The sequence below is a fragment of the Macromonas nakdongensis genome, from assembly GCF_002837145.1.
In the GTDB taxonomy this organism is placed as follows: domain Bacteria; phylum Pseudomonadota; class Gammaproteobacteria; order Burkholderiales; family Burkholderiaceae_C; genus Macromonas_B; species Macromonas_B nakdongensis.
In genome coordinates, this window is sequence record NZ_NWMV01000141.1 from 1 (window position 1) to 11,682 (window position 11,682).

12 protein-coding genes and 1 pseudogene are annotated in these 11,682 nt (G+C 66.8%); 4 read left to right on the plus strand and 9 right to left on the minus strand.

Translation table 11 applies throughout. The features are described 5' to 3' along the window. From CON77_RS15280 to rpoD, 3 genes and pseudogenes are all read left to right on the plus strand, one after another. Positions 1–720: pseudogene (locus CON77_RS15280) on the plus strand (hypothetical protein); the annotation flags it as partial. A 162-nt stretch (positions 721–882) separates the two neighbouring features. Then, on the plus strand, positions 883–1,023 hold the full coding sequence (locus CON77_RS15660; protein WP_232788556.1) for a hypothetical protein: 141 nt from the start codon (positions 883–885) through the stop codon (positions 1,021–1,023). After that, the gene (gene rpoD, locus CON77_RS14240; RefSeq protein WP_439650586.1) at positions 969–3,251 is read left to right on the plus strand and encodes an RNA polymerase sigma factor RpoD; all 2,283 of its coding nucleotides are present in this window, start codon (positions 969–971) and stop codon (positions 3,249–3,251) included. Before CON77_RS15660 ends, rpoD begins: the two co-directional genes overlap by 55 nt. A gap of 70 nt (positions 3,252–3,321) precedes the next feature. On the opposite strand, the gene CON77_RS14245 is transcribed toward rpoD, so the two are convergent. The 9 genes from CON77_RS14245 to CON77_RS14285 all read right to left on the minus strand — a co-directional run bounded on the left by CON77_RS14245 (position 3,322) and on the right by CON77_RS14285 (position 10,557). Beyond that, positions 3,322–3,597: a hypothetical protein gene (locus tag CON77_RS14245; protein WP_101050199.1), complete on the minus strand. Its 276-nt coding sequence runs from the start codon at positions 3,595–3,597 to the stop codon at positions 3,322–3,324. 101 nt (positions 3,598–3,698) lie between these two features. Beyond that, entirely contained in the window at positions 3,699–4,697 is a 999-nt protein-coding gene (locus CON77_RS14250) for an aldo/keto reductase (RefSeq protein WP_101050201.1), read from the minus strand. Between the two features lie 11 nt (positions 4,698–4,708). After that, on the minus strand, positions 4,709–5,659 hold the full coding sequence (locus CON77_RS14255) for a Gfo/Idh/MocA family oxidoreductase (protein ID WP_101050203.1): 951 nt from the start codon (positions 5,657–5,659) through the stop codon (positions 4,709–4,711). Positions 5,660–5,689: 30 nt separating this feature from the next. Continuing rightward, positions 5,690–6,574 (minus strand): class III extradiol dioxygenase subunit beta, encoded by an 885-nt coding sequence (locus CON77_RS14260; RefSeq protein ID WP_101050205.1) that lies wholly within the window; start codon positions 6,572–6,574, stop codon positions 5,690–5,692. 5 nt (positions 6,575–6,579) lie between these two features. Beyond that, positions 6,580–7,029, minus strand: a complete 450-nt coding sequence (gene ligA, locus CON77_RS14265) for a protocatechuate 4,5-dioxygenase subunit alpha (RefSeq protein ID WP_101050207.1) — start codon at positions 7,027–7,029, stop codon at positions 6,580–6,582. 1 nt (position 7,030) lies between these two features. Continuing rightward, the gene (locus CON77_RS14270) at positions 7,031–7,963 is read right to left on the minus strand and encodes an amidohydrolase family protein (protein ID WP_101050209.1); all 933 of its coding nucleotides are present in this window, start codon (positions 7,961–7,963) and stop codon (positions 7,031–7,033) included. Between the two features lie 115 nt (positions 7,964–8,078). After that, positions 8,079–8,762: a 4-carboxy-4-hydroxy-2-oxoadipate aldolase/oxaloacetate decarboxylase gene (gene ligK, locus CON77_RS14275; protein ID WP_101050215.1), complete on the minus strand. Its 684-nt coding sequence runs from the start codon at positions 8,760–8,762 to the stop codon at positions 8,079–8,081. A 17-nt stretch (positions 8,763–8,779) separates the two neighbouring features. Further along, positions 8,780–9,820 (minus strand): amidohydrolase family protein, encoded by a 1,041-nt coding sequence (locus tag CON77_RS14280; protein WP_101050211.1) that lies wholly within the window; start codon positions 9,818–9,820, stop codon positions 8,780–8,782. A gap of 47 nt (positions 9,821–9,867) precedes the next feature. Continuing rightward, positions 9,868–10,557 carry a substrate-binding domain-containing protein gene (locus CON77_RS14285; RefSeq protein ID WP_232788558.1) on the minus strand — a complete coding sequence of 230 codons (690 nt, stop codon included), beginning with the start codon at positions 10,555–10,557 and terminating at the stop codon, positions 9,868–9,870. 134 nt (positions 10,558–10,691) lie between these two features. Between CON77_RS14285 and CON77_RS14290 the strand changes: the two genes are divergently transcribed. Beyond that, positions 10,692–11,627, plus strand: a complete 936-nt coding sequence (locus CON77_RS14290; RefSeq protein WP_101050213.1) for a LysR substrate-binding domain-containing protein — start codon at positions 10,692–10,694, stop codon at positions 11,625–11,627. Positions 11,628–11,682: the final 55 nt, after the last annotated feature.

The following is an 11,682-nucleotide window of genomic DNA, read 5'->3' on the forward strand; positions in this document are numbered from 1 at the left end:
CTGGCCGACGGCGTGGGCCTGGACCCGCGCGAATTGGCTGGCCTGTGGCAGATGCCGGGGCAACGCGGTGGCGCGGCCACCCGGGCGGCCCGCGTGCAGGCACGACCGGCCCCTGGGGGCGGCGAGTCCCCTACCCCGGGCGAGGCCGCGCCGCCGCCCCCCTACCGCCCCGCCCCCAACGACGGCGGCGGCAGCCGCCCCCGCAGCCGCCAGGGCTGGGCGCCACGCCCCCGCAACACCCTGGCCCGCGGCCTGCTGGGCAAGGCCGACCGCGTCGCCCGCATCGTGCTGAGCACGCCCGAGGCCTGGGACTGGCTGACGGCCGAAGACCACCACCTGCTGGGGCACGAACCCGCGCCGCACGGCCCGCTGTTCGCCTGGCTGGAAACCCAGTGGCACGAACACGGCGCCCAGCCCTGGGCGGCGCTGCGCGAAGCCCTGCGCGACCAGCCTTTCGAAGCCCTGGCCGTGGACCTGAACGCCAGCGGCATTGCCTTGGAGCGCCACGACACCGAAGACGCCTCGCCCGAGAGCGCCCCGCCGACGGCAGCGGAAATTCGCCGCGAGCTGCGCGAACTGCTGCGCCGCATGCACATCGACCACCTCAAGCAGCGCGAAACCGACCTGATCGCGCAGGTGGCCGCCGACCCCGCGGCGCTGAGCCTGTATCGTGAAGTGCAACTGGCGCGCAAGGCACTGGAAGCCGACGCGCGCACTTGAGGCCAGACGCGCCCAGCGGCAACGGGCAGGAAAAGGTATAATCCATTACTTAACGCAAGTGCGACAGCAGCACCTCCGGACCGGCCAACACCCCGCACGGGTTTCAGGGCACCGCCCCCAGGCCAAGGCACGCACCGCCTCCCCGCAAGGACTGCACACCAAATGATCGCCCTCACCGCTTGCGGAACACGCCCCTCGCCGGGCGTGGCGCTCGGCAGCACGCCTGCCGAATTCCGATTCTTCGTAGTATTCCGCATCCACCGCCAGGGCCGTTTCGGTTCGGGCAGAAAGCGCCACTCGTGAGCACCAAAGCCAGCAAAGCCTCTTTGACCAAAGCCGCCGACGAACTGTTGGCCGCCGCCGCACAGGCCGACGCCGCCACCGCGCCGAAAAAACGCGCGACCCGCAAGAAAGCCGCCGCCGAAGGCGATGACGCCCCCGCGGCCGCCGCCCCCAAGAAACCGGCCGCCAAACGGGGCCGCAAGCCCAAGGCCGCGGAAAAGAGCGAGGCCGACTTCGACGACGCCGACCTGAGCGACATCGACGAGGACCTGGGCGAAGAACCCGAGGCGGTGGAGGCCGAAGCGGCCGCCGAGCCGGTCGAGAAGGTCAAGCCGCTGCGCATGAAGATCAGCAAGGCCAAGGAACGTGCCTTGATGAAGGAATTCGGCCTGGACGACACCGTCCTGACCGAAGAAGAAGCCAAGCTGCGCCGCGAGCGCCTGAAAACCCTGATCAAGCTGGGCAAGACGCGCGGCTACCTGACCCACGGCGAGATCAACGACCACCTGCCCGACAAACTGGTGGAGCAGGAAACGCTGGAGGTGGTGGTGTCGTTGCTGAACGACATGGGTGTGGCCGTCTACGAACAGACGCCCGACGCCGAAACCCTGCTGCTGAGCAACACCGGCCCCACCGCCGCGACCGAAGAGGAAGCCGAAGAGGAAGCCGAAGCCGCCCTGTCCACCGTGGACAGCGAATTCGGCCGCACCACCGACCCGGTGCGCATGTACATGCGCGAAATGGGCACGGTGGAACTGCTGACGCGCGAGGGCGAAATCGAAATCGCCAAGCGCATCGAAGGCGGCTTGAATGAGATGATGGCCGCGATTTCGGAGTCGCCCGCCACCATCAACGAAATCCTGGCCATGGGCGAGGAAATCCGTTCGGGCGCAGCGGTCATCTCCACCATCGTGGACGGCTTTGCCGACTCGAACGAGGCCGACGACTACGTGGCCGAAGAAGACTTCGACGACTACGACGAGGCCGACGACGACGACGGCAAGGGCGGCTCCAAGGCACTGACGCGCAAGATGGAAGAACTCAAGCGTGAAGCCCTGAGCCGCTTCGACGCCATGCGCGAGCTGTTCGAGAAGCTGCACAAGCTCTACGACAAGGAAGGCTACGGCACGCCCGCCTACCAGAAGACCCAGGCCGCGCTGACCGAGAAGCTGATGTCCATCCGCTTCACCGCCAAGGCCATCGAAAAGCTGTGCGAAACCGTGCGCCAGCAGGTGGACGGCGTGCGCAAGAAAGAGCGCGAGCTGCGCCGCATCATCGTGGACAAGTGCGGCATGCCGCAGGACAAGTTCGTGGCCGACTTCCCGCCCAACCTGCTCAACCGCGACTGGGTGGTGAAGCAGGCGGCCGCCGGCAAACCCTGGAGCACGGTGATGGCGCGCAATGTTCCGCCCATCCAGGAACTGCAGCAGCAACTGATCGACCTGCAGGCCAACGTGGTGGTGCCGCTGGAACAGCTCAAGGCCATCCACAAGCGCATGAACGAAGGCGAGCGCATGTCGCGCGACGCCAAGAAGGAGATGATCGAGGCCAACCTGCGCCTGGTCATCTCCATCGCCAAGAAGTACACCAACCGCGGCCTGCAGTTCCTCGACCTCATCCAGGAAGGCAACATCGGTCTGATGAAGGCGGTGGACAAGTTCGAATACCGCCGCGGCTACAAGTTCTCGACCTACGCGACCTGGTGGATCCGCCAGGCGATCACCCGCTCGATCGCCGACCAGGCGCGCACCATCCGCATCCCGGTGCACATGATCGAGACGATCAACAAGATGAACCGCATCAGCCGCCAGCACCTGCAGGAGCATGGCTTTGAGCCGGACGCGTCCATCCTGGCCGAAAAGATGGAGATGCCCGAGGACAAGATCCGCAAGATCATGAAGATCGCGAAAGAGCCGATCTCGATGGAAACCCCCATCGGCGACGACGACGATTCGCACCTGGGCGACTTCATCGAAGACAGCGCCAACACCGCGCCCATGGACGCGGCGATGCAGGCGGGCCTGCGCGAGGTGGTCAAGGAGATTCTGGACAGCCTGACGCCGCGCGAAGCCAAGGTGCTGCGCATGCGCTTTGGCATCGAAATGTCCACCGACCACACGCTGGAAGAAGTGGGCAAGCAGTTCGACGTGACGCGCGAGCGCATCCGCCAGATCGAGAGCAAGGCGGTGCGCAAGCTCAAGCACCCGAGCCGCAGCGACAAGCTGCGCAGCTTCATCGACTCGCTTTGAGTCGGGAGGCCGGGCTTGGGCCCGGCCTGGGAACGCACCAGGGGGCCGTCAGGCCCCCTTTTTCATGGGATCAACCGGGCGCGCCGACGGCGTCTTTCACGCACTTTTTGGTGAAGCTGTTTTTGGCGGCGCCGCCCAGTTTCTTCTCGGCCGCGGCCGAGGTGCAGACGGCGTGCGCGTCGCGCTCGCACTTCTTCAGGTAGGAGTTTTTGGCGGCACCGGCGAGCTTTTTCTCGGCCGCCGCGGCGTGACAGCTTTGCCCCGGGCCCTGGGCTTTCTCTTGGGCCCAACTGGCCGGTGCGGCCAGGGCGCAGGCCAGCGTCAGCAATGCAAACAACGGTTTCATGGCGTCCCCTTGGGTGCGGTGGAAGAATGGTGCGGCCGCCACAAAAATGGCAGACACGCCCCGCCCAATATAGCCCAAAGGCGTGACGCCGACCAGGCGCTTCAGGCGGTTTCGGTGTCCACCTCGCGGTTGCCCTGGGCGTTGTAGCGGCTGCCCTGCACCAGCCGGTCGTGCATCAGGCCCTCCAGCCGCTGCATCACGGCGTCGCTCAGGTGCACGTCCACGGCGCCCAGGTTGTCGTGCAGGTGCCTCACATCGGTGGTGCCGGGTATGGGCAGGATGTGCGGGGCCCGGTGCAGCAACCAAGCCAGCGCCAGTTGGGCCGGCGTGCAGCCCACCTCGTCGGCCAGGGCGCGGTAGGCCGGCCACAGCGCCTGGTTGTGGGCGTGGGCGTCGGGCGCAAAGCGCGGCATGGCGCGACGGATGTCCTGGGCGTCGAAGGCGGTCACGTCCAGCGGACCGGAGAGAAAGCCCCGGCCCAGCGGGCTGAAGGCGACAAAGGCCACGCCCAGTTCGCGGCAGGCGTCCAGCACCGCGATTTCGGGGTTACGCGTCCACAGTGAATACTCGGTCTGCAGCGCGGCAATGGGGTGCACCGCGTGGGCGCGGCGCAGCGTCGGGGCCGACACCTCGCTGAGCCCGATGGCGCGGATTTTGCCCTCGCGCACCAGGTCTGCCAGGGCTCCCACGCTGTCTTCGATGGGCACCTGCTTGTCCCAGCGGTGCAGGTAGTACAGGTCGATGACGTCGGCGCGCAGGCGTTGCAGCGCGGCCTCGCACGTGGCTTTCAGCGTGGCGGGCCGGCCGTCGATGACGCGGACCTTCACGCCCTGTTCGTTGGGCACGCCGGTCATGCCGCACTTGCTGGCCAAGGTAAAGCGCGAGCGGTGCGGCGACAGGTACTTGCCCACCAGCGTTTCGCTGGCGCCAAAGCCGTACAGCGCAGCGGTGTCGAAGTGGGTCACACCAGCGTCCAGCGCGGCGCGCAGCAGGCGCTCGGCCTGCGGCTCCGACACCGGCTGGCCGTAGGCGTGGCAGAGGTTCATGCAGCCCAGGCCAATGGGGCCGACGCTGAAGGGTCCGAGCTGGCGTGGTGGCATGGCGGGTGGGCTCAGGCGTTGAGCTGCTGTTCCAGTTGGTGCAGCACCTCGTAACACGGCAGCACGCTGGCCACGCTGGCGTTGGGCTCGCGGCCTTCGCGGATGGCGGCAAAGAACTCGCGGTCCTGCAGCTCGATGCCGTTCATGGACACGTCCACGTTGGACACATCGATCTTCTCTTCCTTGCCGGTGTACAGGTCGTCGTAGCGGGCCAGGTAGGTACCGGTGTCGCCGATGTAACGGAAGTAGGTGCCCAGCGGGCCGTCGTTGTTGAACGACAGGCTCAGCGTGCAGATGGCGCCGTTGGCGGCCTGGAGCTGGATGCTCATGTCCATGGCGATGCCCAGCACCGGGTGGATCGGGCCCTGAAGGGCGTTGGCCTTGACGATGGGGCTGCCGGCCTGGTAAGCGAACAGGTCCACGGTGTGGGCGGCGTGGTGCCACAGCAGGTGGTCGGTCCAGCTGCGGGCTTGACCCAGCGCGTTGGTGTTGGTGCGGCGGAAGAAATAGGTCTGCACATCCATCTGCTGGATGTTGAATTCGCCGGCGGCGATCTTCTTGTGCACCCACTGGTGGCTGGGGTTGAAGCGGCGGGTGTGGCCCACCATGGCCACCTTGCCGGTTTCCTTTTGCAGGCGCGCCACTTCCTGGCCGGCCTTGAGTTCGTCGCACAAGGGGATTTCCACCTGCACGTGCTTGCCGGCTTCCAGGCAGGCGATGGACTGGCTGGCGTGCATCTGCGTGGGGGTGCACAGGATCACCGCGTCCACTCCACGGATCTTGAGCGTTTCGGTCAGGTCGGTGGTGACGTGGGGAATGCCGTACTTGGCGGCGACTTCCTGGGTCTGGTCCAGGCGGCGGCCGATCAGGGACACGACCTCGACGTCGGGGATGTTCTGGATGCCGTCCAGGTGCTTGATGCCGAAGGCGCCGGCGCCGGCGAGTGCAACTTTGATGGTCATGGCAAGGGGTCTCGGGTGGTAGGGGCGGGCTCAGGCCGCCGAATTTTCCAGGATCACGTGGCCCACCGCCGTGTTGGACGCGGGCACATGGTAGAAGCGGTGCTTGACGGTGGGCAGCGGGCCGGTGACCTGGCCGTCGTTGACATCGGCCATCGCACCGCGCGCGATCAGCCACATCACCAGTTCAATGCCTTCGCTGCCGGCCTCGCGCACGTAGTCGATGTGCGGCGTGTGGGCGCAGGCCACCGGGTCGTTGATGAGCTGGTCCAACCAGGCGTTGTCCCACTCGCGGTTGATGAGGCCGGCGCGCGCGCCTTGCAGCTGGTGGCTCATGCCGCCCGTGCCCCAGATGTGCACGTTCAGGTCTTCGTCGAAACTTTCGACCGCCTTGCGGATGGCCTGGCCCAGCGCGAAGCAGCGCTTGCCCGAGGGCACCGGGTATTGCACCACGTTGACCGCGAACGGGATCACCGGGCAGGGCCAGGCGTCCTTCTTCGGGTCCAACTCGCCGCACATCAGGCTCAGCGGCACGGTCAGGCCGTGGTCCACGTCCATCTTGTTGACGATGGTGAGGTCGAAATCCTGCTGGATGACCGACTGCGCGATGTGCGAGGCCAGCTCCGGGTGGCCCTTGACCACCGGCACCGGGCGCGGACCCCAGCCTTCGTCGGCGGGCGTGAACTCGGCCGCCGTGCCGATGGCGAAGGTCGGGATCATCTCCAGGCTGAAGGCCGTGGCGTGGTCGTTGTAGACGAGGAAGATGACGTCGGGCTTGTTGTCCTTCATCCACTGCTTGGAGTAGTCGTACCCCGCGAACAGCGGCTTCCAGTAGTCTTCCTGGGTCTTGCCCAGGTCCATGGCAGCGCCGATGGCGGGCACGTGCGAGGTGTAAACGGAGGCGGTGATGCGTGCCATGGTGTTTATGCTTTCTTGCCTGCGACGGCGGAACCAGAACCTTGGGGTTGGCGGTGCGCCTGCGCGTCGCCGTTTTCGCCGATGTAGCGGTTGCCCTCAGCGCTGCGTCCACCGGCCAGCATCATGGCGCGGTATTCGTCTTCGGTCATGCCGGTCATGGAGCCCGCCATCTGCTGGAAGCTCTTGCCGTCGGTGGCGCCGATCTTGGCCAGGAAATAGATGTTGCCGCCGGTGCGCATGCACCAGTTCAGGTCGCGGGCCAGCACGGCCTGCTTCTGCTCCTCGGTCATGGCCCACTCGTCGAGGTAGGCGCGTTCGTCGGCCTTGAAGCGTTCGCGGTTCTCGGCCTTCATCAGGCTCATGCAGAACTGGTTGAGCCAGTAGCCTTTGCGGCTCTGCTCGGCATCGAAAATGATCGTGCCGGGCACGTTGGTGTAGGGTTTTTCCAGGGCCATGTCAGATCTCCTCGGGCCAGTAGAGACGCATCGGGTTGTCGACCAGCAGTTTCTGCTGCAGTTCGGCGGTGGGCGCGATCTGCGGGATGAAATCGACCAGCAGGCCGTCGTCGGGCATGTGGTCTTTCAGGTTGGGGTGCGGCCAGTCGGTGCCCCACAGCACGCGGTCGGGGAATTCCTGCACCACGCGGCGCGCGAAGGGCACCACGTCCTGGTAGGCCTCCTGCTCGCCGTTCAGGGCCTTCGGGCCGGTCACGCTCAGGCGTTCGGGGCAGCTCACCTTGCTCCACACGTTCTGGTGTTCGCGCATGAACTTGAGGAACAGCGCGAACTCTTCGCTGTCCACGCCCTTGCTCACATCGGGGCGGCCCATGTGGTCCACCACCACGGTGGTGGGCAGCGCGGTAAAGAAGTCCCACAGCTCGGGCAGGTCCACCGCCTCGAAGTAGATGACCACGTGCCAGCCCAATTTGCCGATGCGGCCGGCGATCTCCATCAGTTCGTCCTTGGGCGTGAAGTCCACCAGGCGCTTGACGAAGTTGAAGCGCACGCCGCGCACACCAGCGGTGTGCAGGGCCTGCAGTTCTTCGTCGGTCACCGAGCGCTTGACCGTGGCCACACCACGCGCCTTGCCGCCGCTGGACAGGCAAGCGTCCACCATGGCGCGGTTGTCGGCGCCGTGGCAGGTGGCCTGCACCACCACGTTGCGGACGAAGCCCAGGTGGTCGCGCAGCGCGTACAGCTCGTGCTTGCTGGCGTCGCAGGGCGTGTACTTGCGCTCGGGGGCGTAGGGAAATTCGGCGCCCGGGCCGAAGACGTGGCAGTGCGCGTCCACGGCGCCGGCGGGCAACTGGAATTTGGGTTTGCTGGGGCCGGTGTACCAGTCCAGCCAGCCGGCGGTCTTGGTGAAATCACCGGAAGTGGGTTTGCTCATGGTTGCTCCAGATGCTGGCAGAGAGATGGCCCGGCCCTGTTGAGGCGATTTTCCGGCCGCAGGACGGATGAGCCTCGGCAGGGTTGGGCCATCTCTCCACCCAGGGTGTTTGCACTCAATCGATGTATTTCAGGCCCGCAGCGGCCAGAGGCTCGCGCATCTTGTACATGTCCAGGCCCAGCACGCCGGCGGCCAGCTTGGCGCGCTTTTCGCCTTCGAAGCTTTCGCGCTTTTGCGCCGCGGCCAGGGTTTCCACCGCACGGGCGGCGGGCACGCAGACCACGCCGTCGTCGTCGGCCACGATCACGTCACCGGGGGTGACCAGCATGCCGGCGCAGACGATGGGGATGTTCACCGAGCCCAGCGTGGCCTTGATGCAGCCTTTGGAGCTGATGCACTTGCTCCAGACCGGGAAGTTCATGCGCTGCAGTTCGGCCACGTCGCGCACGCCGGCGTCGATGACGAGCGCACGCGCGCCCCGGGCCTGGAAGCTGGTGGCCAGCAGGTCGCCAAAGTAGCCGTCGGTGCATTCGGCGGTGACGGTGGCCACCACCACGTCGCCGGGCTGGATCTGCTCGGCGGCCACGTGCATCATCCAGTTGTCACCGGGCTGCAGCAGCACGGTGACGGCGGTGCCGGACACCTGTTGCCCGGCGAAGATCGGGCGCATGTAGGGTTTGAGCAGGCCGACGCGGCCCATGGCTTCGTGCACGGTGGCCGAGCCCAGGGCGGCCAGGCCATCGGCGGCGGCGCGGTCGGCGCGGGTGATGTTGCGGTAAACGACTCCGAGTTCGTACATCTTGGTTTCCTTGTGAATCACAGGCCCTTGGCCTTGAGCACGGCATCCATGCGCGGGAACACGCGGCGGGCGTTGCCTTCGAACACTTTGTGGCGCTGCTCCTCCGTCAGGTTGGGCGTGGCGGCCACGTAGCGTTTGGTGTCGTCGTAGTAGTGGCCGGTTTCGGGGTCGATGCCGCGCACGGCGCCGATCATCTCGCTGGCAAACAGGATGTTGTCCACCGGGATCACCTTGGTCAGCAGGTCGATGCCGGGCTGGTGGTACACGCAGGTGTCGAAGAACACGTTGTTGAGCAGGTGCTCTTGCAGCAGGGGCTTCTTCATTTCCTGCGCCAGGCCACGGAAGCGGCCCCAGTGGTAGGGCACCGCGCCACCGCCGTGGGGGATCAGGAACTTGAGCGTCGGGAAGTCCTTGAACAGGTCGCCCTGGATGAGCTGCATGAAGGCGGTGGTGTCGGCGTTCAGGTAGTGCGCGCCGGTGGTGTGGAAGCAGGCGTTGCAGCTGGTGGAGACGTGGATCATGGCCGGGATGTCGTGCTCCACCATCTTTTCGTAGATGGGGTACCAGTGGCGGTCGGTCAGCGGCGGGCTGGTCCAGTGGCCGCCGGACGGATCGGGGTTCAGGTTGATGCCCACCATGCCGTATTCCCGAACGCACTTGTCCAGCTCGGGGATGCAGGTGGCGGGGTCCACGCCCGGCGACTGCGGCAACATGGCGGCGCCGATGAAGTGGTCGGGGAACAACTGGCTGACGCGGTAACACAGTTCGTTGCAGATGGCCGCCCAGGTGGACGAGGTGTTGAAGTCGCCGATGTGGTGGGCCATGAAGCTGGCACGCGGGCTGAACACGGTCAGGTCGCTGCCACGCTCTTTCATCAGCTTGAGCTGGTTGGTCTCGATGGACTCGCGCAATTCGTCGTCGCTGATCTTCAGGCTTTTGGGGTCGGGCGTCTTGCTCGGGTCTTTCAGGGCGGCGATCTGCAGGTCGCGCCAGACACCCAGGGCGGCGGGGGCCGTGGTGTAGTGGCCGTGGACGTCGATGATGAGGGGTTTCGTCATGGGGTCTCCAAAGTCGGGAAGCGGTTTTTTGGGGGGCTGGGCGCCACTCAGGCCGGGTCCATGCCCTGGCGCTGCTTGGCGGCGGCGGTGTCGGGGGAGGCGAGGAAGGCGAGGAAGTCGCGCACCGCGGCCGGCTGCTGCGACGTGGCGCCCACCGCACCGGTGAAGGTGGTCACCACCTGAATGGCCGGGGGCAAGGGACCGACCACGTCGATGCCGTCGAGGTGGATCAACTCGCTGAGCTGCTGGAAACCCAGCTCCACCGCCCCGCTGGCCACCAGGGAGCCGACCGGCGTGCCGGGTGGCGGGGTGACGGTGCGGTTGCGCAAGTGCTCGGCCAGGCCCCAGCGTTCGAACAACTGGGCCAGGGCCACGCCACTGGGACCGGTGGAGCAACTGAGGCTGCGGGCCGAGGCGACCGCCTGGCGCACCGAGGCTTCGCTGGACAGGTCGGGCCGGGGGGCGCCGGCGCGCACCGCCACGCCCACGCCGGAACGCACCAGGGGCACGGCGCTGCCGGGCTGCACATGGCCGTCGACCGCCAATTGGGCGATGGCGTCGGACGCCAGGATGACCACGTCGAAGGCCTCGCCGGCCCGCACGCGCCGGGCGGCGTCCACACCGCCCACGGATTCGATCTGCACGGCCACGCCGGTGCGTTCGGTGTAGGCCTGGGCCAATTCGGCCAGCAACAGGCGGGTGGCCATGGAGGAAATGCCGCGGAAGGTCATGCTCATGTCTGGGGAATGGGAACGGAGGCTCAGGGTCAGCCGCGATTCTGGCCCAGCCCCCGCCGGGCACCAAGCTTGCGGGGGGACTAGCTGCTATCGCAAACCGGCATACCCAGAAGATTCATATTTAGAATGGGCACATGGACCTGAAGCAACTGGAATATTTTGTGCGGGTGGCGGAGCTGGGCAGCTTCACCCGCGCCGCGCACGCGCTGAACATCGCGCAACCGGCCTTGAGCCGGCAGGTGCGGCTGCTGGAGGTGGAGTTGCACCAGACCCTGCTGGTGCGCAACGGCCGCGGTGCCCTGCCCACCGAGGCCGGCAAGCTGCTGCTGGACCACGGCCGCGGCATCCTGCACCAGGTGCAACGTGCGCGGGAAGACCTGGGCCGCATCCGCGGAGCCCTGGCCGGGCGCGTGGCCATCGGCCTGCCGCCCACCTTGGCCCGGGTGCTGACGGTGCCGTTGACGCGGGCCTTCCGGCAGCAGTTGCCAGAGGCCCATCTGACCATCACCGAAGGGCTGTCGAGTGCGATGCAGGAAGGGCTGCTCAACGGCCGATTGGACGTGGCCTTGCTGTACAACGCCCAACCCGTACCGGCGCTGGAACTCCAACCCCTGCTGGACGAAGAACTGGTGCTCGTGCAAGCGCGCCGCCCCGGCCTGGAGGAGGACCCGCCACCGCCACCCTTGCCCCTGGCCCAGGTGGCGACCCTGCCACTGGTGATTCCCAGCCGGCCCAACGCCATCCGGATGCAAGTGGAAATGGAACTGGCCGGATTGGGACTGCGCCCGAACGTGGCCATGGAAATCGACGGGGTGGCGGCAATTCTCGACCTGGTGGCCGAAGGCATGGGCTGTGCCATCTTATCCCGGCACGCAGTCGCCAGTTCATTGCGCCCGTCGGCCTACCAGGTTCGGGCCATCGGCACGCCCAGCCTGCGCACGCGCCTGTCCATGGCCACCAGCTCTCAACGGCCCGCCACCCTCACGCAGCAGGCCACCCTGCCCTTGCTGGCCCAGGTGTGCGCAGCGGTGGTGGGCCCGCAGGCCGGCCCAGCCAAGGCCGTGCCGTGAAACACCAGGCGTTCAGAGGCGCAAGGCGATCAGGGTGATGGCCGGGAAGGCCGCC